This is a genomic window from Paenibacillus sp. J31P190, assembly GCF_059692075.1.
This window is the reverse complement of the sequence record NZ_JCAUAS010000005.1, coordinates 143,836-168,653: the sequence shown is the minus strand read 5'-3', so window position 1 is coordinate 168,653 and position 24,818 is coordinate 143,836. Positions and strand designations below refer to the sequence as shown.

Annotated in this window: 18 protein-coding genes; 13 read left to right on the top strand and 5 right to left on the bottom strand. The window is 44.2% G+C overall.

Going from position 1 to position 24,818, the window contains the following annotated elements:
* Nucleotides 1–9: 9 nt before the first annotated feature.
* Entirely contained in the window at nucleotides 10–1,098 is a 1,089-nt protein-coding gene (gene serC / locus AC58U0_RS12345) for a 3-phosphoserine/phosphohydroxythreonine transaminase (protein ID WP_497379327.1), read from the bottom strand.
* A gap of 588 nt (nucleotides 1,099–1,686) precedes the next feature.
* Here serC and AC58U0_RS12340 point away from each other — a divergent pair.
* The 8 genes from AC58U0_RS12340 (at nucleotide 1,687) to AC58U0_RS12305 (ending at nucleotide 13,119) form a co-directional block, all read left to right on the top strand.
* Complete coding sequence (locus AC58U0_RS12340; RefSeq protein ID WP_497379326.1) at nucleotides 1,687–3,501, top strand: sensor histidine kinase; 1,815 nt, start codon at nucleotides 1,687–1,689, stop codon at nucleotides 3,499–3,501.
* Complete coding sequence (locus AC58U0_RS12335; RefSeq protein ID WP_497379325.1) at nucleotides 3,494–5,095, top strand: response regulator; 1,602 nt, start codon at nucleotides 3,494–3,496, stop codon at nucleotides 5,093–5,095. The genes AC58U0_RS12340 and AC58U0_RS12335 overlap by 8 nt, the downstream gene beginning before the upstream one ends.
* 157 nt (nucleotides 5,096–5,252) lie before the next feature.
* A complete protein-coding gene (locus AC58U0_RS12330) occupies nucleotides 5,253–6,314 on the top strand; it encodes an ABC transporter substrate-binding protein (protein ID WP_497379324.1) in 1,062 nt (353 codons plus the stop codon).
* 74 nt (nucleotides 6,315–6,388) lie between these two features.
* A complete protein-coding gene (locus AC58U0_RS12325; RefSeq protein WP_497379322.1) occupies nucleotides 6,389–7,489 on the top strand; it encodes an ABC transporter ATP-binding protein in 1,101 nt (366 codons plus the stop codon).
* Nucleotides 7,476–9,143, top strand: a complete 1,668-nt coding sequence (locus tag AC58U0_RS12320; RefSeq protein WP_235549389.1) for an ABC transporter permease — start codon at nucleotides 7,476–7,478, stop codon at nucleotides 9,141–9,143. Before AC58U0_RS12325 ends, AC58U0_RS12320 begins: the two co-directional genes overlap by 14 nt.
* A 102-nt stretch (nucleotides 9,144–9,245) precedes the next feature.
* A complete protein-coding gene (locus AC58U0_RS12315; RefSeq protein WP_497379321.1) occupies nucleotides 9,246–10,484 on the top strand; it encodes an extracellular solute-binding protein in 1,239 nt (412 codons plus the stop codon).
* 41 nt (nucleotides 10,485–10,525) lie between these two features.
* Entirely contained in the window at nucleotides 10,526–11,383 is an 858-nt protein-coding gene (locus AC58U0_RS12310) for a protein phosphatase 2C domain-containing protein (RefSeq protein ID WP_497379320.1), read from the top strand.
* Nucleotides 11,384–11,418: 35 nt separating this feature from the next.
* The gene (locus tag AC58U0_RS12305) at nucleotides 11,419–13,119 is read left to right on the top strand and encodes a methyl-accepting chemotaxis protein (protein WP_497379319.1); all 1,701 of its coding nucleotides are present in this window, start codon (nucleotides 11,419–11,421) and stop codon (nucleotides 13,117–13,119) included.
* Between the two features lie 130 nt (nucleotides 13,120–13,249).
* Here the strand turns inward: AC58U0_RS12305 and AC58U0_RS12300 are convergent, their stop codons facing one another.
* The 3 genes from AC58U0_RS12300 to AC58U0_RS12290 form a co-directional block, all read right to left on the bottom strand.
* Nucleotides 13,250–14,641 (bottom strand): ABC transporter substrate-binding protein, encoded by a 1,392-nt coding sequence (locus AC58U0_RS12300; protein ID WP_497379318.1) that lies wholly within the window; start codon nucleotides 14,639–14,641, stop codon nucleotides 13,250–13,252.
* 95 nt (nucleotides 14,642–14,736) lie between these two features.
* Nucleotides 14,737–15,558 (bottom strand): carbohydrate ABC transporter permease, encoded by an 822-nt coding sequence (locus tag AC58U0_RS12295; RefSeq protein WP_057306079.1) that lies wholly within the window; start codon nucleotides 15,556–15,558, stop codon nucleotides 14,737–14,739.
* Nucleotides 15,555–16,511: a carbohydrate ABC transporter permease gene (locus AC58U0_RS12290; protein ID WP_497379317.1), complete on the bottom strand. Its 957-nt coding sequence runs from the start codon at nucleotides 16,509–16,511 to the stop codon at nucleotides 15,555–15,557. Before AC58U0_RS12290 ends, AC58U0_RS12295 begins: the two co-directional genes overlap by 4 nt.
* 209 nt (nucleotides 16,512–16,720) lie before the next feature.
* Between AC58U0_RS12290 and AC58U0_RS12285 the strand changes: the two genes are divergently transcribed.
* The 4 genes from AC58U0_RS12285 (at nucleotide 16,721) to lplT (ending at nucleotide 21,904) form a co-directional block, all read left to right on the top strand.
* Nucleotides 16,721–17,452, top strand: a complete 732-nt coding sequence (locus AC58U0_RS12285) for a glycerophosphodiester phosphodiesterase (RefSeq protein WP_497379316.1) — start codon at nucleotides 16,721–16,723, stop codon at nucleotides 17,450–17,452.
* A 41-nt stretch (nucleotides 17,453–17,493) separates the two neighbouring features.
* On the top strand, nucleotides 17,494–17,877 hold the full coding sequence (locus AC58U0_RS12280) for a VOC family protein (protein ID WP_497379315.1): 384 nt from the start codon (nucleotides 17,494–17,496) through the stop codon (nucleotides 17,875–17,877).
* Nucleotides 17,878–18,559: 682 nt separating this feature from the next.
* A complete protein-coding gene (locus AC58U0_RS12275; protein WP_497379314.1) occupies nucleotides 18,560–20,719 on the top strand; it encodes an AMP-binding protein in 2,160 nt (719 codons plus the stop codon).
* 15 nt (nucleotides 20,720–20,734) lie between these two features.
* Nucleotides 20,735–21,904 carry a lysophospholipid transporter LplT gene (gene lplT, locus AC58U0_RS12270; protein ID WP_497379313.1) on the top strand — a complete coding sequence of 390 codons (1,170 nt, stop codon included), beginning with the start codon at nucleotides 20,735–20,737 and terminating at the stop codon, nucleotides 21,902–21,904.
* Here the strand turns inward: lplT and AC58U0_RS12265 are convergent, their stop codons facing one another.
* Nucleotides 21,905–22,840 (bottom strand): diacylglycerol/lipid kinase family protein, encoded by a 936-nt coding sequence (locus AC58U0_RS12265; protein WP_497379312.1) that lies wholly within the window; start codon nucleotides 22,838–22,840, stop codon nucleotides 21,905–21,907.
* Between the two features lie 203 nt (nucleotides 22,841–23,043).
* On the opposite strand from AC58U0_RS12265, the gene AC58U0_RS12260 reads away from it, so the two are divergent.
* Nucleotides 23,044–24,816, top strand: coding sequence for a methyl-accepting chemotaxis protein (locus AC58U0_RS12260; RefSeq protein ID WP_497379311.1), 1,773 nt, complete (start codon nucleotides 23,044–23,046; stop codon nucleotides 24,814–24,816).
* The last annotated feature ends 2 nt before the right edge of the window (nucleotides 24,817–24,818 follow it).

The following is a 24,818-nucleotide window of genomic DNA, read 5'->3' as shown; positions in this document are numbered from 1 at the left end:
CTTTATCATTTAACCATTTCTTCGTGCAAAATCTACCATGAAATCGGCTAGATCCTGACAGGCTTCTAATGGAACTGCATTGTATGCCGAAGCGCGCAGCCCCCCTACACTTCGATGACCGGCCAAACCTTCAAAGCCATTAGCTTCTGATTCTTTGATAAACTGATGCTCGATTTCTTCATTGGCCATCCGCCAAGTGATATTCATATGCGAGCGATCGCTAACTTCGATGACTCCCTTGTAAAATCCGCCGCTATGATCAATAACATCATAAATTAGGCCAGACTTTATGCGATTAAGTTGTTCTAATTGCTCTACGCCGCCTTTGTTCACTGCCCATTTTAGCACTAAATTCATCATGTAAATGGCGTGAACAGGCGGCGTATTGAACAATGACTTGTTTTTGGCGAATGTTTCATAGCGCATGATCTCAGGGATCTTCTTGGAAGCTTTCTCCAGCCAGTCTTCGCGGATGATGGCAACTGTAACGCCTGCTGGTCCTAGATTTTTCTGGGCGCCGGCATACATCATCGAAAACCTCTCTAGATCCAGCTTTCTGCTTAGGATTTCACTCGTTAAATCGGCAACTAGAGGCGTGCTGCCCACTTCCGGAATGCCATTGTAACGGGAACCTTCAATCGTATTGTTCATGGTGATGTGAATGTATGCCGAATCCGGTGCTAATTGGGCTGCAGATATCTCAGGAATACTACGCCAATGCTGGTCTTTGGAGCTTGCTGCGACATGTGAGTGGCCAACAAAAGAAGCTTCTTTATAAGCTTTTTCCGAAAAGCTCCCCGTCAATGCATAGTTGGCCGTCTGATTCGTGTTTAAAAAGTTTAACGGAAGGAGAGCGAACTGTGTGCTCGCCCCTCCACCCATAAAAAGCACCTCATACCCGCTAGGCAGGCCAAGTAGTTTCAGAAGAAGTTGTTGGGTTTCCTGATTCAGATCTTCAACCGTTTGGCTTCGGTGAGACATTTCAAGCAGTGAAATACCTGTCCCTTGATAGTCCACAAATTGCTCTTGTGCCTCTTCAAGTACCTCCAAAGGCAGTGCAGCGGGTCCTGGGTTAAAATTGTACCGTCGTTTCGTCATTTCTAATTACCTCCCGTATGAATGTAGTAAAAATAACACAATTACCCCACAAAGTGATGTGTACCCTTCGAAGCATATTCCTTCCGCTTCGAGCGAGGCTCGATCGGCGTCTAAACCTTCCAATAAAAGCGGTCATTCATCCTAGAATTACATCGAAAGAGGTTTAGACATTACATTGCGGGGGCCCCGAAAATAACACAAAAAACGCCCTCATCCGATTGGGACGAGGAGCGTTTGCTCGCGGTGCCACCCAATTTAAGAAACATTCTGGTGAATGCTTCTCCACTTGGTTCCGCGGTAACGGGCGGTGCCGGTTAACTTAGAATGACTGACTTTGCTGAGCGCAAAGGGTTGTTCTTGGCGAAAACGCCTCCGAGTTGGAATCTCATCATAGGCACGATCAAGTATGTATATTGAGTAGAAGTATAAGCGTATTTGTAGAAAAGGTCAATTATTTTGGTGAGTTTCCAGTCGTTCCGTTTTTCATGTAGGGGTTGAAGTTCATACTATTGTCCTGTACTCTTGTCATTGAAGAGAATTCATTAGATAAAGATAATGACGATTGAAATAAACGGAGGGAGTAAGGTTATGTCCAATTTGCGAAATCGACTACAGAACTATTTACTTGGAACAAGCCTTCAGAAAAAGCTCATTATCCTATTCCTTCCGTTGGCTATAATCCCCTTATCCATTCTGGGAACTTTCTCCTATTACAAATCGTCACAGGTCGTACAAACGCAAGTGAGCAAGACGATTCTTGAAAGCTTGTCTCAAGTGAATTACAGCTTGAATTATTTCGTTAAAGATATCGAACAGTTGACCATGTACATTTATAGTAATAGAGAAATACAAGATATACTGTCTAAAGATCAGGGCAGAACATTAGCGGAGAAGCAGCAGGATGAGAAGAGGGTCAATGATATTCTCGATACCTTCCTGGGTTTCAAAAACTGGAATATCGCCATCTACCTGCTTGGGGAGAACGGGGATCGTTATTTTACAGGCAACCTTCTTCCTAGTCAGTACGACGATTATAACCTGAATTGGGGATTGTTTCGTAAAATGCGGCTGGCAGGCGGCAATATCATATGGGATACGCATTACAGCATGAAGAAGACAGAGGATTTTGGTATTGTGTTAAGCAGCGGCAGGCTGCTGAAGAAGATTGATACGAACAAACCGCTCGGTTTCATGATCGTGGATATTATGGAGAACGCTTTGGCTGACAAGTATAATAAGGCCCATTTACAGCCTGGCGGACAAATGCTGCTGTTGGATCGCAATGGGTATGTCATTTCGAGTACGCCTTCCAAGCATATCGTGGGCACGAAGTTAAACGAACCTTATTTAGATAAAGTATTATCAGGTAACAAAGGATTTTTCGAACCACCCAGCAAAGGTTCTGCCCCTGTTATGGTCATTTACGATACTTCTGAGATTACGGGATTCAAGCTGGTTAGTATTGTGCCAGTTGCCGTTTTGACAAAGGAAAGCATCAGCATCCGAAATTTGATGTTATTTATTATGATCTTGTTCGGTGTTGTGTCTTGCTGGGTTGCCTATGTGTTATCGGTGACGATTACGAATCCGCTGCGGAAGCTGAAATCATTGATGTATCTGGTGGAAAACGGCAACATGGACGTTGCATTTTCTTCCAAATATAGGGATGAGGTCGGGCAATTAGGTCTCAGTTTTAATAAAATGGTACAGCGGATCAAGCAGTTGATCGATGAGGTCTACAAGAAGCAATTGATGTTGAAGGAAGCAGAGATCAAGGCGATTCATGCTCAATTCAACCCTCATTTTCTCTATAATGCTCTAGATTCGATCAATTGGATGGCACGAATTCATAAAATGACGGATATTAGTCAAACGGTTATTTCGCTTGGAGAGCTTCTGCGGTTTAGTATCCGCAAAGGTCAACCCTTCATCCAAGTGAAGGAAGATATGCATCAAATCCGCAATTTTCTAATCATTCAACAGATGCGCTATGGGGACAAGTTGGAAGTCGAGATTCATATCGATGAAGAAATCGAGTCCTTATATACGCTCAAACTGTTGATTCAACCGATCGTGGAAAATGCCATCACGCATGGATTAGAGATCAAACCGGGAAAAGGGCTGCTTTCCATTAGGGGATGGCGGAGCCGGGAATGTGTACGCTTCGAAATCCGAGACAACGGTGTAGGTATGTCATCAGAAATGGTGGAACGTATTCTTAACGGCAAATACGTTTCGGATAGTGAGCAGAATACAGGTATAGGACTGGAAAACTCGATCAAACGGCTTCAGCTATACTTCGGCTCAAACTATCGCTTTGAAATCGAGAGTGAGATCATGCAAGGAACGACTATTCTTATCGAAATTCCCATTATGCGCTCAGGAGAGGATCATCGTGTATAAACTATTCATAGTGGAGGATGAGTGGCTCGTCTTGCAGGGGCTGAAATTGACAATTCCTTGGGAAGAAATGCGCTGTTCCGTGATTGGCGAAGCAAGGGATGGACAAGCAGGTTTAGAAGGAGTTATTGCTAACCCGCCTGACATCCTGCTGACGGATATTCGGATGCCTGCGATGGACGGTATTCAGCTTGCTGAGAAAGTGGCGGAGATGCTGCCACAAGTGAAAATTGTATTTCTGACAGGTTTTGATGATTTTATATATGCCCAGAAGGCAGTTAAGCTGGGGGCTGCTGATTTTGTGCTTAAGCCTACCAACCCGGACGAGCTCATCCAAGTTATTGGCCGTATTACATCAAAGCTTGATGAGGAACGCCGATTGCAATCACACCAGGAACGATTGAAGCTTAAGTATGGATGGGAGCAGCCGCTGATTGAAGAAAAGGTTCTCTATGATCTTATGCTGGATTATGCGGGAACGCTTGAAAAAGAATGGTTTGTAGAGTTTGGCACAGGGATAGAAAACAAAGAAGACGGAGTTGTTATCCCTCCATATCGCGTTTTATTGCTGCAAATGGAAGGTCTTAAAGATATGGGGACGGATAGCAGACAGCTTCGGGATCAGATCAAGGAACGGATCAAAGAGCTGTCCACCCTTACTTTGGTACGAATAAACGAGACGCGTTATGCGCTTCTGGTCAATCGTCAAGTTGAACGAGACGAACTGGCCGTCTTATTTGATAACCTAATGTTGTTATTAGCTTCCTTTGCGCATAGATGCGTTCTAACGGTCAGCCATTCGTTTACAACGATCGATTTGATTCCGGCTGCCTATATTCAAGCCATGCGTGCCTTGTATCAAACTGTCTTTTTAGGTGGCGAGAAAATGATTTGGTTTGAAGATATCGAACGGCAGCAAGAAACGGTAAGTGTAAATCACACCACGCTGAAGGAATTGATCGAATTGGTCAAATGGGGAAGTCCGTCATCCATCGAAGTCCACACTCGGTTGTGGTATTCGCATCTCATACACCTCCATGCAGATGGACTTACGGCAAGAAGAAGCTTTTTCGAATTTATCGTAACCTTAAATTCCCTCCTGCTGAGAGATAACGAATTGCATAACATCGTCGTCGATAGCGGGTTACTCCTAACATCAGCTGAACGAGTAGATGACTCGCTTGAACAATGGCTGATTCGCTTAAACGAAACGTTATTTGAGTGGAACCGGCAATGTACGGAGCAATCCGATCCTCAAAAGAAGAGCGGGTTTGAAGAGATCGAGCAGTTTATCCAAAAGCATTACGCTGAAGATATATCTCTGCAAGGTATCGCAGAGCGCTATCATATGAGTGAAAGCTACTTCAGTAGACTGTTTAAAAAGCAGGTTGGAACCAGCTTTCTCGAATATGTGACTTTGATTCGAGTACAACAAGCAAAGGAGCTTCTGACGAATCCCCGTCTTAAAATTTATGAGGTCTCCGTACAAGTCGGTTACCAGGATCCGCGATATTTCAGCCAACTATTTCGCAAGTATACAGGGGAAACTCCTACAGAGTTTCGTAAACGGCTCGGGATTGAGAGCCTTCCGCTATAGGCATAATAGGAATTCTCCACTTCATGACTTGGTGGAGTTTTTATTTTGAGCAAAAATTTCAACAAATACGAAAATTCGTCACATTGAGAGTGCTTTCATCTGAACGTATAGTAAAACTAGAAAGATAAAGACACAAATCATATGGAGGGTTAACAAAATGAAAAAATCACTAACGAGTCTTTTATCCCTGCTGCTTGTCGGTTCTCTGATCGGATGCGGTGCAAAAGAGACCCCAACGGCGAAACCAGCCGAATCTTCTGGACAACCTGCGTCAAGTCAACCCTCACCAAAAACGGGCGGTAAGCTTACCTTATATTCCCCGAATGCAGCTGAGCTTAATAACCCGATTATTAAGGAGTTTCAGGATCGTACAGGCATTGAGGTACAGTTGATTTCTGGTGGTACAGGAGACCTCCTGAAGCGTGTACAAGCCGAGGCTGCTAATCCGCTGGGTGATGTATTTTGGGCTGGCGGTGCTGATTCTCTTGAAGCCTATAAAAAATATTTTGAACCTTATAAAACAAAGGAATATGACAATATTTCTTCGCAATATGTAGACAAGAACAATGTGTGGACACCATTCGCCGCACTGCCAATGATCATCATGTACAACAAAGAGCTGGTTAAAGCAGGCGAGGAGCCTAAGGGTTGGACAGATCTTCTGGATCCGAAATGGAAAGGGAAGATTGCCTATGCGGATCCTGCAAAGTCCGGTTCTTCCTATACGCAATTAATCACCATGCTGACAGCAAACGGGAAAGACCAAGGTTGGGGGTTTATTAAGAAGTTTGTAACCAACCTGGATGGTAAAGTATTGTCGGGTTCCGGCCAGGTGTATAAAGGGGTAGCAGACAAAGAATTTGCGCTTGGAGTTACGCTTGAGGAAGCAGCGTATCGTTATGTGGAAGGCGGCGCTAAAGTCGGCATTATATATCCTACTGAAGGAACTTCAGCTGTACCTGATGGAGCAGCAATCATCAAGGGTGCTAAAAATATGGAAGATGCGAAGAAATTTATCGATTTCCTAGTTAGTAAAGACGTGCAGTCTCTCATTCAAAAGGAATTCAAACGCCGTTCCGTTCGTAAGGATGCGGAAGTGATTCAAGGTATCGCCCAAGCCAAGGATATCAAGCTCGTCGACTATGATTTTGATTGGGCTTCCAGCAAGAAAGACGAAAATATTAAACGTTTTGGCAAAATTGTATCTGGACAAGAATAAAGAGTTGATCAAATGAGCGGTGCCTTACTTTAACGGTCTAGGCACCTTTTTTTAGACATCGGAGGTAAAATAACATGCAAAAAATCGTCTTTGATCACGTGACCAAATATTTCGGAACCGCCAAGGCGGTCAATGATGCTCATTTAACCATCCAAGAAGGAGAATTCTTCACCTTACTGGGCCCAAGCGGATGCGGAAAAACAACGCTGCTGCGGACAATTGCCGGCTTCTACCGTCAAGAGGAAGGCGATATTTACTTCGGTGATCGTAAGATTAATGATGTGCCGACCCATGAAAGAAACATTGGGATGGTTTTTCAAAACTATGCAATTTTTCCACATATGACCGTGTTTGAAAATGTGGCTTATGGATTAAAGGCTCGGAATGTGAATAAGAAAGAAACGGAACAGCGTGTAATGGAAGCGTTGGAGATGGTTCAGCTGCAGCACTTGCGAGATCGTGTTCCTTCTAATATGAGCGGCGGTCAGCAGCAGCGTATTGCATTGGCAAGGGCTATCGTTATTCGTCCAGGCTTGCTGTTAATGGACGAGCCTTTGTCCAACCTTGACGCCAAATTACGCATCAAGATGAGATCGGACATCCGGCGACTGCAAAAGGAACTGAATATCACAACGATTTACGTGACGCATGATCAGGAAGAAGCTTTGGCTGTTTCCGATCGCATTGCCGTAATGAGTGAAGGCATCATTCAACAAATTGCGCCACCAGAGGACATTTATGCCTATCCAGCTAACCAATTTGTAGCCAACTTTATCGGTACATCTAACTTTATCGAGGCTGAGTGCCGCGGCAGTAAAAGCGATCAAGGTGAAGCTGAGATTCAACTGCTTGGAACGTCCTTCCGACTGCCGCTCTTGAAGCCATACGAAGGAAAATCACTGTTTTCGCTGCGTCCCGAGCGTATTCGGCTTGAATCCGAGAACACAGGCCAGAATTTGATTCGAGGTACTGTTGAATCTGTTACTTTCCTTGGTGAAAAAGTAAGCTATTTAATTGAGCTTCCAAATGGCTTTGTGATCGACGTGCAAGAGCATGCTGTAGAACCTCATCAGCTGCGTAAAGTGAAACAGGTTGTTTATGTGAATTTACAGTTAGATAAAGCAACGATGTTTGATGAAAGCGGCAAGGAGGCGGTCTACCGTGCAAGCCGTTAAGAGAAGCCGGTGGTTCTCCTTCAAACAATGGGATTTCTGGTCATGGGTAACATTGTTTGTGTATCTCTTTCTATTCGCTTTTATTGTATACCCTTTATTCTCCTTGCTGTTCAACAGCTTTTTTAATGACCAAGGGATGTTCTCATTAGCCAATTACGCGAATTTCATCAAGCTGAAGTATTATTATAGTGCTCTATGGAACAGTTTGAAGGTGTCCGTACTTACAACGGTGTTCTCTATCCTAATAGGTGTTCCACTCGCGTATATCACGACTCGCTACAATGTGAAATTTAAAGGCATTATTCAAATTCTTGTAATTATGTCCTTACTTTCCCCTCCTTTTATCGGAGCGTATTCTTGGATTTTGATGTTAGGGAATAACGGCTTTCTAACACGCTTCCTGCATGATATTGGGATTCCATTCTCCTCTATCTACGGATGGAAGGGCATTGTATTCGTCTTTACACTTCAGTTCTATCCGCATATTTATTTATATGTTTCTGGTGCATTGAAAACGATTGACACTTCGCTCGAAGAAGCGGCAGAAAGCTTGGGACGTTCAAGCTTCCACAGGCTGCGTACGGTTACGATTCCTTTGATTTTTCCTACACTTTCAGCTGGAGCATTGATGGTGTTCATGGCATCGTTTGCAGATTTTGGTACGCCGATGCTGCTAGGCCAAGGTTTCAAGGTATTGCCAATCTTAGCCTATGAGCAGTTCATCAGTGAGATGGGTGGAAACCCCGCCATGGCTAGTACGTTAAGCGTAATCCTTATCATTTGTTCTACGAGTATTTTGTTTCTTCAACGATACTTTGTCTCCCGCAAAAATTATACGATGACGGGGATGCGGACACCGAAAGTAGAAATACTGGGGCCGCTGAAGAAATGGCTGTTTACTGGCTTTGCTTTGTTGGTCGCGTGTGTATCGATTATTCCTCAGGCGACGGTCATTGTGACCTCGTTCATCAAGACAAAGGGACCGGTATTTCAAAATGGATTTAGTTTAGACAGTTATAAAGAAATTTTGTTCCGCGTACCCAAGGCGATCTTGAATACGTACACCTACTCCTTAATATCCATCGTGATCATGGTAGTAATGGGGATGTTAGTTGCCTACGTGTTGGTTCGCAGGAAATCGAAGTTGACGGCGATGCTCGATTCCTTGATCATGATACCTTATGTCATGCCGGGAACAGTTCTGGGGATCAGCATGATCATTGCTTTTAATAAGCCTCCTGTAGTGCTGACGGGGACATGGGTCATTCTGGTCATCGCTTATGTAGTTCGCAAGCTGCCATACACGATTCGTTCCAGTACGGCGATCTTGTATCAATTGGATCGCAGCGTAGAGGAAGCTTCGATCAGCCTCGGCGTTCCGCCGATGAAGACATTCTTCAAGACAACGGGACGTTTGATGGCACCCGGTGTTTTGTCCGGAGCGATTCTGAGCTGGGTCACAACCATTAATGAATTAAGTTCTACGATTGTTCTTTATTACGGGGCGACAGCAACCATTACCGTGACGATCTACAGCGAGGTATTTACAGCTAACTACGGTACAGGTGCAGCTCTAGCATCGATCCTGTCTCTCACCACGTTAATTTCCTTGATCATAGCTAATAAGCTTAGCAAGAAGGGGCTGCAGTTGTAACGGCTTGAGTGAGAAACGTCTTTCGTGAAGGCTCATGATTTCGGAAACTTGTCGTGCTACAATGAAAATGATTGTCATGATGAGCTTTTACCGGGAGGAACCATGAAGCTAAATAAATGGATAATTTGGGGCATAGCATTACAACTGATCCTTATAATTGCAACCTCTTTTATGTTTAATTATAAGAAATCGACGAAAACAAGCGAAGAATCTGTTCGTGGAACGGCTTTATCCATCTGGGTTTACAGTCAAGACTTGGAAACCTCTATTAATGAGTTTCATCAAACTTATCCGAACATTGATGTGGATGTGAGATACTTCCGCTCAAGTGATCATTTATTTACAGAGTTGATGGCGGCAATATCCGCTAATGCGGCGCCACAGCTCGCTGAAATTAAAAGTTATTATGGAATTACCCAGTTAGTGGATGCCGGAGCGGTGCTTCCCGTAGATCATCTATCCATACCGGAATGGAAGAAGCTGCAGCCTGCGCTTACTGAGCCTTTTCATTATTCAGACCTGGATTGGGCAGTGCCGATCGGTGGGAGCATACCGATGCTATATTACCGAGAGGAACTGTTAAAGAACTCTCAGAAGGGCTCGTTTACTGGATGGAATGAAGTGTCGAATGCTGCAATGGAAACAAACTTGATTGGGAACGACGGAGGTATCAAAGGGCATTGGGGAATTGCCATCGACAAGGAATTGCCTTGGTATCTGGAGAGCTTAAACGTAAAGGAAAGCCATGGCGAAACCGAGGAATATGGTAAGTTCGACTCTGCGATATCCATGTGGGGAGAGTGGGTTCATAGTTTGAATATTATGAAGCCGCTCACTCACCGTCGGGCTGCAAGTGATTTTATTAATGGAAAAATCGGTTTATTCCTAAGTACTTCTGAACAACTGATGACGGTAGAACGATATATTGGCGGTAAGTTCCAATATAATGCTCAGTTGCTGCCTGGGCTGGAGCAACAGGGGATTGTGCCTAGCGTTGATGGGATGATTGTTTTAAATTCAACACCAACCAAAGTGAAAGCGGCTAACAGCTTTATTTCCTATATGATCAATGAGAACACGCAAAATGCTTTATGGCGCAGCAATGGTTTAATTCCTTCGCGGTCCGATGTTCTACTAAAGCTGCAAGAAGAAGGACAGTGGAATGCGAGTCAAAAGATGATTCTCGATTCGGTGCGAATGTTCTCGGCCAAGAGGCCCGCAAAGATAGACTTCGAACGGTGGAGCTACACCCAATCCATGCTGGAGCAGTTAGAACAAGAACCAAACGATACGAAGGAAAAGCATTTTGAGGATGAATACGAGACTTGGCTTCGCAAATAGACGTAGAATATACAGACATGAGATGAAGGTGGCGTACAACTATGCATGTAGAAAAAATATCCTTACCGGGCAGCGGTGAATGGAATGAAGATGCACTCGTTGACAATGAACAGTTACATTTATTTGGGGTACTGGACGGTGCAACTTCTCTGCATCCGTTTCGTGGTCCTAACAACGAAACGGGGGGGTACTTGGCCTCGCAAGTGATCAAACAGTACTTGGAGTCGCTTCAAGCGGAGGATGTCGCTGATTTGGATCTCAAGCAGCTGGTTGTTCAAGCTAATATCCGGTTGAGAGAGAAAATGGAAGCAGCCGGGATCCATACATCGGATAAAGGTGCTTTGTGGACGAGTTCGCTCGCTCTCATCCGGATCGAGAATAACTATATCGATTATGCACAGGTTGGAGATTGTATGATCGTGGCTGTTTATCAGGACGGTTCGCTTCGGACGATTTCGCGTGATCAGGTCGCGCATATCGATCTTGAATCCAAGCACATTTGGGAGCAAGGCATCGAGAAGGGCATTGTGAAGCGAGAGGACCTTTGGGAACTCGTTAAACCGATCATTTTACAAAATAAATCGAAGATGAATACGATGGCCGGCTACTCCGTGATGAGCGGTGAACCGCATCTGGCCGAATTCATCGAATACGGTAGAATCAACCGCATTCAGTTGAAGTCATTGCTGCTTGTTACCGACGGTCTTTTCCCGCATACAGAACGCGGAGGAGAGCCGATTGACGTCATTCAGGAGTTGACTACTTCCATTACAAATAGCACATTGGCTAGTTATGCGGATTGGTTGTTCAATCTTGAATTAGATGATAAGGATTGCCTGCGTTATCCTCGTTTCAAGATATCGGATGATAAGACAGGGATATGGATTCAATTTGATTAGAGTGAGCAGCCATTTGAATAGAAGGTAGTTGATATATGAGATTATCTGTCGGAAAAAAAATCATGCTCGGAATTGCCATCATTTTTGTGTTAATGCTTATCATGGCTCTATTTTCAATCAATCGAATGAATATCATGAAGGAACGGATTGATTCCATAACGGCTGTCTCTTTGCCCGGCGTAGAGTTAATCAATGAGTTGAATTTCGAGGTGGAGCATGTCATGCGGTTGACAATGATGCATCTAGAAGAAACGCTTAAGACAGGCAAAGACAGACAGGAAAGCAGTATTGCTCAAGTATACCGAAAAATCGATCTAACCATGACCGAGTATGATAAAAAGGTTGTCTTGGAAGAAGATCGCAAAAATATCGATGATTTTATAGGTAAATGGAATGAATATAAAGACCTCAACAAACAGATTTTAGAAGCAAGTCAAAATAAGAATGGCGCCAAGGCTGCACAATTGCTTGCAGAAGCAGAAGGGCTAAATGTAAGTGTGCAGGCTATTTTTGACAAAATGAAAATATATAATAAAGGCGAGGCCGTCCATGCGACTAATGAAGCCATCGATGCTTTTTCTTCCGCGAAGACAGGTCTAACTTTATTATTGATCTTTAGCTTGGTTACAGCGGCAGCAGTCATTGTAAGTGTTCATCTGCTAGTTTCCAAAACCTTACATAAGGTTACTTCCCATATCGTTCAAGTAGCCAAAGGGGAACTAGATGTCCAGCCTTTAAAAGTAAGAAGCAAGGACGAGTTGGGGCAATTGGCCAAAGCAGCAAACGACATGGTTGTTCATTTGAGGGAAACTCTGCAGCAAACGGCAACAACCTCCGCTCAAGTCGCTGCTTTATCCGAAGAGCTTGCAGCGAGTGCTAATCAAACAGCCGCTTCTTCGAGACAAGTTGCTGCCGCCGTTCAAGAAGTTGCTGGAGGGGCATCTAATCAGCTCATTAGTACGGAAGAAGCAGCAAAAGCCATGGAAGAAATGGCAATAGGAATCGGACGAATTGCAGAAACGTCATCCGTCGTTTCAGAAAAGTCCGTTGAAACCTCGACGCAGGCCGAGCAAGGAAATGAAGCTATCCGTCAAGTCGTTGCTCAAATGGGTTTAATCAAAGATTCAGCTACTACAACAGCAGACTTTGTTGGGCGGCTGGGGCAGCGATCGGAAGAAATTGGTGCGATTGTATCGATGATATCTGACATTGCAACTCAGACAAACTTATTGGCACTGAATGCTTCCATTGAAGCAGCAAGAGCGGGGGCAGGAGGTAGAGGGTTTGCGGTTGTCGCGAATGAAGTGAAAAAATTATCTGCACAATCCAGTTCATCCGCTAACGAAATTGCTGCGTTAATCCATGAAATTCAAACAGAAACAAGACATGCTGTAGAAGCGATACAATCCGTTACTCGTGAAGTTATGGTAGGTATCTCAGTGGCTGAAACGACTAGTGAAAAGTTCGGTTCCATACTCGATTCTATTCAGCATATCAACAACGAAATTCAAGAGGTTTCAGCGATCTCAGAGCAAATGGCCGCCTCATCCGAGCAAATCACTGCATCTATTATCTCAACTGCATCGATTGCCAGAAATGCTAATGATAATACCCAGTCTGTAGCCAGCGCATCAGATCTGCAGTTGGTTTCCATGGAAGGTATTTCCTCATCTGCCTCACATCTGTCTGGTATGGCTGAAAGTTTGCAGCGCTTGATCCTCAAGTTCAAGCTGTAATTATGCTTAAAGAGATTAAGATCTAACTGTTAGAAGTTAGGTCTTTTTTTATATGACAAACTGGCGTCGGTGTATTACCGACGCCAGTTTGCTCCCAAAGTGCTTTTTCTACAGGTTGTTCCAATTCCAATTATTTCACTGTCTTATTATAAGCGCCAATTTTCTCCGTGATACTCTTCGCAGCGGCATCCAGCGCTTCCTTCGGCGCCTTCTTACCTGTTAGAGCTTCTTCGACAGCTGTTTCTACAAGCTGCCGTGCTTCTGGAAATACACCCATTACAGCCCCTTGTGTGGCTTTATTTGTTTTTGTATTGTGCAGTTGATCAATTGCGGTTTGGAATTGCGGATATTTGGCAAGGTTATCCTTCACGAGCTGCTCGTCATAAGCTTTCTTCGTAATTGGGAAGTAGCCAGTGTTAACGTGCCACCAAGCTTGTGTTTGTGGGGTTGTAAGGAATTTAATGAACTCCCATGCGCCTTTTTGCTCAGCTTCAGATTTGTTGTTTAGGATGTAGAGACTTGCACCTCCGACAACAACACCGCCATCCTTCGCATCAGCTGGTTTAGGCAGGGTGCTGGTTCCAACTTGGAATTTGCCGTCAGCACCGCTCACGATTCCGCGTAGTGAGGCTGTGGAATCTAAAGTCATAGCGACTTGGCCAGCCAAGAACGCTTTCTTCGTATCATCAGTCTTGCGTCCTAGGTTCGTAGCTGTTTTGCTGTCGACCATTTGCTTCCACCACGTCAAAGTCTTCACGCCTGCTTCACTGCCCACCATAGATTCCGTAGCTGCGGCCGTACGACCGTTACCATTGTTAAGGTATTCGGCACCTTGTCCAGCAAAGAATTGCTCCATGAACCAACCGTAGATGGCAAAGGATGCGCCAGCTTTACCGTCTTTGCTTAATGCTTGAGATGCTTTGGCAACATCTTCAAATGTTGTTGGCGGCTTTTCAGGATCTAGACCGGCAGCTTTAAACATATCTTTGTTGTAATAAAGGATCGGATTCGAAGTGTTGAAAGGCATGGAATACAGTTTGCCATCGAATTTATAGTAATTCAGAATGTTATCTTCTAGTTGGGAGAGATCGAATTTATCAGCATCGACATACTTTTGGACTGGCGTAATGGCCTTGGAGTCGATCATGAAACGGGAGCCGATTTCGTATACTTGAATAAGAGAAGGACCGCTTTTGCTATCCATAGAAGCTTTCATTTTATTTAAGCTTTCATCATATGTGCCTTGAAAAACAGCTTCAACTTGCACATCTTTTTGGGAAGCGTTGAAGTCTGCAACAAGTTTATCTACGGCTTTGCCGAGCTCACCGCTCATCGAGTGCCACCAGATTACTTTAACCGGTTCAGCCGATTTTTTCGTTTCTGCGGCAGCAGGAGAAGCGGATGATTTGGTATCTGTTGTACTGCCTGATGTAGTCGGTTCAGCCTTGCCACATGCGCTAGTTAATAGCACCATGAGTGCTGTAACTGCGATAGCAGAACTTCTCATTTTCAATGTCTTCATTTTTTTTAGTTTCTCTCCCTTTGGTTTCTTTATTTTTTATTTATGGAAATCTGGGTCAGCTTATTGCTGAACAGAGCAGCCATCACACATGGGGACTAGCCTTTCACAGCACCAGCAGTAAGCCCTCGAACGAGCTGCTTCAACCCGAGTACTAAAAGCAATAGTGAAGGCAGCAAGACGATAGTTACACCTGCTAAGACCAAGTTCCAAACGGTTAATTCTTCGAATTGGAGCATGGCGATGCCAATTTGAACCGTTCGCATTGCCTCGCTGTTCGTAATGAGAAGCGGCCATAAGTAGCTGTTCCACGAGCTAAGGAAGGCATAGACGGCTAGCGTTGCAAGTGCTGGGCGACCTAGGGGAAGCACAATTCGGAAAAAGCAGCGGAAGTGCCCACAACCATCAATACGCGCTGCTTCGAACAGCTCCTTAGGCAGTTGTAAGAAAAATTGGCGCAGCAGGAACGTGCCGAAAGCAGTAGCCAGGAATGGAACGGTTAAGCCCTGAATGCTATCGAGCCAGTCCCATTTTTTGACCGTCAAATAGTTTGGAATGATGGTGACTTCCCAAGGAATCATCATGGTAGCCATGAATATCGCGAAGATGGCGGCTTTACCCTTGAATCGAATATTTGCAAAAGCATAAGCAGCCATGCTGGATGTAATGAGCTGTCCAGCCGTAATGATGATCGAGACGACTAAACTGTTGGCAATAAATTTGCCAATAGGGACTAACTGGAACACGGCGACTATACTGCCCATATAAAAGCTGCTCGGCCAGAAGCGGGGCGGATAGGCGGAAGCTTCCTCAGGTGTCATGAATGCTGCAGTAAACGTATAGAAAATAGGATAAAGAACGAGTGCAGCGAATATGACAAGCAGAACATAAACGAAGGTATTTAGTAATCGATGGGTCATTGATAGTGCACATTCCTTTCAAAAACTTTAAATTGCACAACGGTGAAAATAAGGATGATAGTGAACAGGACAAGGGCTTGAGCACTACCCGTCCCGAATCGGAAGTTAATGAAAGCATCCTGATACAAGCTGTATACAAGGACATCTGTGGAATTAACAGGACCGCCTTTGGTCAAAATGTGAATCTGTCCGAAGGACTGAAATGCACCTATAATCGACACAATGGTGACGAAGAACACCGTCGGTGAAAGCAAGGGGAATATGATTTGGATAAAGGTACGGAATGGACCTGATCCGTCGATTTTGGCGCTATCATAGATCTCTTCTGGAATTCCTTGTAGGCCACTTAGAAGAACGATGTAAGTAAAGCCAAGATTCATCCAGACCGTCATCATTGAAACGGAAAGCAGTGCCCAACTTGGATCTGTTAACCAAGCCACTGGCTCTAAGCCAACAATACTCAGCAAGTAATTCAACATTCCAACACTTGGGTGAAATAACATCATCCAGATCACCGCAGAGGTTCCTACGGACAGAACAACAGGCAGCGAGAAGATGAATTGGAAGATTCGCATGCCCTTCAAGTGATTATGTGTAAGTGCGGCAAGCAAAAGAGCTAGAACAATACCTGTTGGTACGGTAAGAAGTGTAAAAAGACCTGTGACTTCCAAACTTTTATAGAATCGCTCGGAAGTGAAGATAGCAAAGAAGTTATCGAAACCAACGTAAGAAGCAACTCTTCCTCGCGGATCCGTCTCGTGAAAGCTCAAATAAAAGGTTTGAAGCAAGGGGTAAAAAAGAAAGATAGCAAACAGCAAAAGCGAAGGGAGTAAGAAAACATAGCCAAGCAGCGTTTCCGCCAATTTCTGATTGAGAAGCGCGCGGGGAGGTTGCTGCACTTTTGCTTTTGGCTTGGTTGTTGAAAGCGGCAAATCTCTATTCATCGTATTCATGTAGTGCTCCTTCACGAACGTTATTAGACTAGTACTATGTTATTAGCTTAACGATGCTTTATTTGACCCGTGTTAAATAGAGATTAACTTATTGTGTATTTTTCCAATATATTTACGTAACCTTTACGAATAAATACTGGGCAAAGGCAAGTCATTTCATCTATAATTTGAGCATAGTAGACGAAGCTTACACGTTGGGAGTGTTAACAATGAACAAGCATAAACCGATTGTAATTGGACATCGCGGAGCCGCTGGGGAAGCGCCGGAAAATACGCTAGCTTCTTTTGCATTGGCTTTGGAGCAAGGGGCAGAAGGCATCGAACTAGATGTACATATAACGAAAGATGGAGAGATTGTCGTCTGTCATGATGCTACGTTGGATCGTACGACGAATGGTTCTGGACTTATTTGTGATCACAATTGGAGTGAATTGAAGTCGTTGGATGCTGGGGCTTGGTTTTCAGAGGCGTTCAGGGGGGAAAGGTTACCACTTCTGCGTGAAGTGTTCGATTTATTGCCGCCTGGGTTCTTCATTAATGTGGAAGTGAAGCATGCTTATGAAGGGCGAATGGAGAAGGCGCTTCTAGCATTTTTGCGTGAAAGCAGAAGAATGGAAGATGTGGTCATTTCTTCTTTCGATCACAAGGTGATTCGCCGAATTAAGCAAGCCGAGTCTGGGGTGAAGGTAGGGTTGTTGTACGCAGCAAACCTTATTGACCATACTGCTTATGCAGGGCAAATGGGTGTAGATGTGTTTTCGTTGCATCCTCATCACCACTGCATAGAACAAGAAGATGTTGCTGCGGCAGTAGCCTCTGGGCTTGCTGTTTATCCTTATACGGTAAATGACTTGGGCGATTATCATAGGATGATTGCTTCAGGTGTTTCCGGAATAATTACCGATTACCCAGCTAGACTTAGGGAGCTATTGAACCTGTAGTATGGTAGAATATGGGTATCATAGTTTGGAAGGGGAAACGTATGAGCGAAAACAGCTTAACTCAAATTGGGCAAATCTCCGTAAATGCAGCTGACATTCCTAGAGCTGTTGCTTTTTACCGTGACACATTAGGCATGAAGTTTTTGTTTCAAGCTTCTCAAATGGCTTTTTTTGATTGCAATGGCATTCGATTGATGCTAAGCCTTCCTGAAAATCCTGAATTTAAACATCCTGGGTCTGTCATTTATTATAAGGTTGGGGACATTAAGCAGGTCTATGAGGCTTTTCTAGAACGAGGTGTGTCCTTTATTAGTGAGCCGCATGTGGTAGCTAATATGGGCAGTTTCGATATTTGGATGGCTTTCTTCCGCGATACAGAGGGAAATACTTTGGCGATTACCAGTGACGTCCCTAATGGAAATTAAAATGTTTTTAGAGAGAGACTTATGCGGGTTGGATGCATAGGTCTTTTTTTTGTTGAAATCGATTGTTAGCGGAACGTAAGTTCGCTATTTTGGAGTTTTTTGACGATAGGCTCGGATTTCAAGCTTTCAGATAGAGGTGGTTAAGATAAGCGCGGAATCCTCGCTTAAATAAGCTGGAGAGCCCGGTGAAGTTGGAGGAAGTGAGCTGAGAGGTTGATTTTGCAACCATTAGCGGAACGAGAGTTCGTTATTTCGGTGTTTTTTAGCGAAAACAACCAACTAGCGGAACGTCAGTTTGCTATTTCTCTCAAATGCTGTTCAATCAAGCGGTAAAAGGGGAAATAGCAGATCGTCGTTCCTCTTCGAACCGGAAAATGGCTATTTCTACATAAATAGCGAACTGACGTTCCGCCTAACAAGCAAATTGAACGATTAAAGTTATAGAAAATAAATCCTCCAAGAGCGGGTACTACGCAAAGTTAGTACTATCAGATTCCAGGCAGATGCATACAATGGAATTATGATCAGGTATTAAGAGAAGCCCAAAAGCTTATGCGTACGAATCCAGTTCAGCACAAGCAAAGCTCAGTTGATGCTTACCAAGATAGCTTCGCTAAAGCAAAGCTCAGCCGATGCTTACGAAGATAGCTTTGCTAAAGCAAAGCTCTTAGGAGGAGTCCCAATGATCAAATGGTTGTTTGTTGCTCTGTTAAAGCTGTTACTTCCCCTATTGCGTCCAGTTTTGATGGCAAGCTTTAAGGTTAAAGTTAGGGGGTTGGAGCGGCTCGATTTGACGGAGAAAACGGTGCTTATTCCTAATCACGTATCTTTACTGGATGCTGTACTTTTAGCGCTGATACTGCCGAAGGATGTGGCATTTGTTGTTAACACCAAGATTGCAAAACGGTTTGCTTGGCTGCTACTTTTTCGGGCGAATATCGCGGTAGATCCTTTGAATCCCTATTCGGTACGGACGATGCTCAGAACAGTTCAAAACGGAACACCGCTTGTTGTTTTTCCAGAAGGACGAATCACAACAACCGGGGGCATGATGAAAGTGTATGGGGGGATTGGTTACATTGCTCTGAGATCACAGGCACGCATGCTGCCAATTGCGATTAATGGACTTGAACATTCGAAATTATCTTATCTTCGCGGCAAAATGAAGCAGTTCTGGTTTCCGGCAGTGAGCATCACGTTTGGTGAAGCTTTTCAAGTGCCCATGAGTGAACATATCTCGAGGCGAATTCAGAAGGAGCGGGCAACGGATATCATTCGCAGCCGCATGCAGAATCATTTGCTGGAAAGTCGAATGAAGCCTGAGATTAATTTATTCAACGAGATGCTGATAGCTGCCAAACTTCATGGCAATTCTACGGTAATTTGTGAAGATATCATAAGTGATTCCGCATTAACATACCGCAAATTACTGCTCACAACGTATACGATGGCGGGGCTTCTAAAGCAGCTTCTTAAGGAACAAAACCGTGCCGCAGTTTTACTGCCTAATGCTGCGGCACATGTAGTCACTTTATTTTCATTATTCCGATTAGGAGTAACACCGGCGGTATTGAATTATTCGGCTGGTAAGCAGACGATGTTGGATGCTTGCGAAACAGCCGCTGTAAAGACGATTATTACGTCCAAAGCGTTCGTCGACAAAGCGGGACTTGCTGATTTTATCGAGACCGCTAGCGGCGCTTTCAAGATTGTTTATCTTGAAGATGTTAAACAAAGGATCAATTTTAAACATAAATGTGTCGGGATTTTTCACTATATAAGGAAAGTAAAGGGACCTCTTGGTTCCGGAAAAAACGAGGTTGTTCTTTTTACATCAGGAAGTGAGAGTAAACCGAAGGGGGTCGTCCTCACTCACCGCAATGTATTTGCTAATATTCAGCAAGCCAAGGCTGTAATTGCCTTTAATGGGTCGGATATTGTGCTTGGCGCGATGCCGATGTTTCATTCCTTTGGACTAACCGCAGGAACGATGCTGCCCATCCTTTCCGGTATGAAAGTGGTGCTTTACCCTAATCCCTTACATTATAAAGTCATTCCGGAGCTAGTCTACGATCGCAATATTACGATTCTATTTGGGACTTCAACTTTTCTATCGGCTTATGCAAGAACCGCGCATCCGTATGATTTTGCCCACTCGCTGAAATATGTCGTGGCTGGTGCTGAGAAGTTGAAGGAGGAAGTACGTCAAACCTGGTCTGATAAATTTGGGATTCGTATTCTGGAGGGGTATGGCACAACGGAGACAGCGCCCGTCATTTCGCTTAACACACCTATGTACGCAAAGAAGGGTACAGTGGGGCGAATGCTGCCAGGTATCGATTACCGTTTAGAAAAGGTGGAAGGCATTGAGCTTGGCGGTAACTTGTGGGTGAAGGGCCCGAATGTGATGAAAGGTTATCTCATTCATGGTCAAGGCTTCGTCCCATGCCCAGAATGGTATAGCTGCGGAGATGTTGTTCAAATGGATGATCAAGGATATATCTCGATTCAAGCAAGGCTGCAGTCTTTTGCCAAAATTGGAGGGGAGAAAGTGTCACTGCCGATGGTGGAGGAGCTTGTGACTGCGAGCATGCCGCCTCAAGCGATATGCGCCGCGGTTAGTGTGCCTGATCAGCGAAAAGGGGAGCGGATTGTTGTGTATCATAATATCCCAGATCTTCAGCTTCAACAAATCAGAGAGTCGATGAAACAGCAGGGTCATCCCTCCTTCTACATGCCTTCGGAGCTTCGTTATGTGGAAAAACTTCCGCTTCTAGGGAGCGGGAAAGTAGACTACGTGACGATCAAGCGATCGGCGCTAAAGGATGATCATGAAACCTAAAGGGAGCGAAATGTTATGAAAATGAATCCACTTCAGACACTGTATGTGACGCAATTTCTTTCCGCTTTTGCCGATAATATGATTCTCTTCATTACCCTGGCGATCATTAAACAAAATGCATTCCCTGATTACTATATTGGCGTTGTGCAAGCCTGCTTTCTTATTGCCTTCGTCATTTTCGCTCCGTTCGTTGGGGCTTTTGCAGATAAAAATGCGAAATCCCAGGTCCTTCTCGTCGGAAACGCCATCAAAGCCATTGGAATTATAGCCTTGTTCCTGCATCTTGATCCTGCTATCAGCTACGGAATTGTCGGGATAGGAGCCGCGGTTTATTCACCGGCTAAATATGGCATCCTGCCTTCGCTTACGCATTCGGAAAGCGAACTATTGAGAGCCAATGCACGCATTGAAGGCTATACGATTATGGCTATTCTCATTGGTTCTGTTTGTGGCGGAGTTTTGGCCAAAATCTCGCTTACCGGGTCTATTGTTGCTTGCTTCGGTCTATATTTGATTTCATTACTTTTAACGCTGCAAATTCCTAGAATTTCAGGCAATTCGAGCATACGTTACGTCAAAGAGGCCAAGGCATTCCTAACGGATATGATGCTCTTGTTAAAAGATCGCACGACTCGCTTTTCTCTGGTAGGTACGGGCTCATTCTGGATGACTTCCTCCGTCGTCCGACTTGCGATTATCGCATGGGTGCCGGCACATTTAGGCATAAAGTCTGTCGATCAGATATCGATGCTCGTTGCTGTCACGGGCATAGGCATTATGGTTGGGGCACTTATGACGCCCAAATTAATTCCAGCACGCAAATATTATAATTCCTATGTTTTTGGGATTGTTATGATTATCAGCATATTGTTATTCCCGCTTATTTCTAACTTATATGTGACCATAATTCTTCTACTTCTCGTAGGCTTCAGCGGCGGCGTATTTATCGTACCGATGAATACCGTGCTGCAAGATAAAGGACAGAGAATGGTGGGGGCTGGCAAAACGATTGCTGTTCAAAATTTTCTCGAAAATTCGATGATGCTCGCAGGTGTAGGCATATATACACAAATATCCAAGGATGGTTTATCACCTGATATCTCGATCACGGGAATTGCCCTTATACTGGCTGGCTTCGTAGGATACCTGATTATACAGCGTCAACGATTGAAAATAGTCGTGTAGTTAACCTTCCTTCAGAGATGACCCGATAATGGTTAAGGCAGAAGGTACAATCTCGACTTGGAGCGGTGTTGATCCGGCGAATTCCCCGTCCGCTTGGACGAGTAAAGGAATTTGGGTACGAAGTGAAATCGACTTCCCTTTGTAGAAAGTAACTGCAGGATGTTGAATATGATTGCCTTGATAAACGGTGAAAAGAATAGGCAGCAGTCGGAATCGCCCTCTGCTTTGAATCACGACAATATCGGCTATGCCGTCGTGAGGAGAGGCAGCAGGGCATATTTGTATGGAGCCACCGTAAAAGGGAATATTGGCGACAGCTGCCAGCCACATGTCAGGCAATTCGTGAACCGTGCCGTCAACTTCTAACCAAGCTGTGCAGGGTTGATATGTGGCGAACACTCTTAAGATCGAGATAAAGTAGGACAGCTTACCGAGTCCAATGCGATTGAGAAATTTTTTGTAGCTTGCCTCGTTTGTCAATTTAGCCACCATACCATCGAAACCTGCCCCAATGCTATTCACAGCAATGATACCGTTCTTAGTACGCAGAAGATCAATTTGAACTTTTTTAGTCTCCGATATAGCGGATTCCAGGGCTTGTATCGAATGAGTAGGAATGCCGTAAGCCTTGGCGAAATCGTTACCTGTTCCCGCAGGGATGACCGCAAGTGGACAGTTTAGCCCGGTCTTTTGTATGTGCCATAACCCCCCGGCAGCCTCATGAATCGTCCCATCCCCGCCGATCACGATCAGCTTATCGACACGGTTTTCTTGAACAAGTGTGATGGCGTGTTCCGTAGCTTCTCCTGCCTTTGTCGTTATTTTTGCCATATAAGAGATATGGTTTAACTGTAAATAAGTCTTTATTTCTTTCCAAATGCTAGCTCCTCTACCATCCCCCGAAAGAGGATTCACGATAATTCCGATCAACTTCATTTCAATTACCTCCGAACTATCACGAAAATGGAATAAATTGTATGCGTGATTTCTTGATTTATGATACTTTTTACCTAATTTTGTCTTTACATCGTGAACGCTGTTTTGTAGAATAAACCGTAGGTTAATTAAATAATCTTTCGTGTAAGGTTTTATCACATCATGACTACAAGATCTATCACTCGGGAGGAGAACGGGAGACTTTGAAATTCAAAACGAAATTGAAAGTGAGCAACTTGAAGAACGTAAGAAATATGAGAGCTAACCTGTCCATCCTTCGAAACCTTAAACTTCGCTTTAAACTGCTGCTTATGAACGCTATCGCTATTTTATTCCTACTAATTGTAGGTATTACGGGTTATTATTATATGGATAAGATGTCTAGTAATTCTACTAGAATGTACGAGGAAAGTCTGCTATCTGTCAAATGGATTAATCAATTGAAATCAAATTTTAATGAAACCGAAGCCAATCTGCTAGAGATGATGCTTTCGACTGATGTGAAATACAAGGTCAAATTAAAAGTTAAATTAGATGAAAACAGTGCCAAGAATAAAGAATTGGTTACAAAAATAGAGGGAATTGCCTTAAATCAAGAGGAAACTGACGCTTTTAAAAGCTTTGAGGAACTGAATCTGAAGTACCGCGATGTTATCGTCAGAACGATTGAACATGCGACCCAAAATAATCAAGTAGCCTATCAAGTGTATAACAATGAGGTTTCACCTCAAGGTGATAAAACGATTGAAGCACTGGACAAATTGGTACTGCTCAAAGAGTTTGCTGCTGAACAATTTCAGCGCTCAAGCAGTGCAGACTCAAAGACTTCACACTGGGTCATTATCCTTACCATTGTTATCGCAATCATCGTAATGACAGCAAATGCACTAGCTTTAAATATGATTATTACGATGCCAATTCGCAGATTACAGGATCATATGGAGAAAGCGGCGAGAGGTGATCTCTCTGTAAAAGGTGACTACCCTTATGAGGATGAGGTTGGTAAATTGACCGGCTCCTTTAATGTCATGACCGAAAGTCTGCGCAGCTTAGTCAAACAGATCGCTGACAATGCGTTGACACTCTCGGCGAGTTCGGAAGAACTTCTAGCGAGTTCGGAGCAAAGCTCCCTGGCTGCCAAGCAGGTAGCGACATCCAGTCAGAAGCTATCCGAAGATTTCGATAAGCAGTTTGCTGGCGTGAATCAAGCGAACGAGGCTGTTCAGCAAATGCTTACAAGTACGAAGCTCATTGATGAGTCAGCCCAAGAGGTTGCTGAGCTAGCAGAACAAGCAACCCAAGCAGCACAAAACGGCAAACAATCCGTTGTTTCGATTGCTGGTCAAATGACTGAAATCTCCGATGCTGTTCGCGAAGTCAACGATGTGATTGAGGCATTAGGTAAAAATGCGCACAAAATCGGTGAGATTGTCAATGTCATCAACGAAATTTCTACTCAAACAAATCTGCTCTCTTTGAATGCTGCTATTGAAGCAGCTCGTGCCGGAGAAGCGGGTCGCGGGTTCGCGGTTGTAGCAGGAGAAGTGCGTAAGCTCGCTGAGCAATCATCTTCCTCCGCACGCAACATAACACAGCTTGTTTCCACGATTCAAAGACAAATCAATCACGCTGTAAGCTCCATGCATGCCGGGGCAGGCAAAGTAGAAGTTGGATTATCGATTTCGGGGAAGGCGCAAGAATCCTTCGTCCATATCGAATCATCCGTTGAGAAAGTGAATGCGAAAGTGGAAAGTGTGAACACGAATATTCACCAACTTGTTGATGCAAATTTACGCATAGAACAAGTAATGGGTATCGTGAGTGCTGTTTCGGAAACAGGGATATCCGTCAGTCAAGAGACATCGGCTGCCAGCCAACAGCAAATGTCGACGACGGAGGAAATTGAGAATTCGGCCAAATCCTTGGCAGGGCTGGCCGAGGAATTACAAATTTCCTTGCAGAAATTTACGGTGTAGAA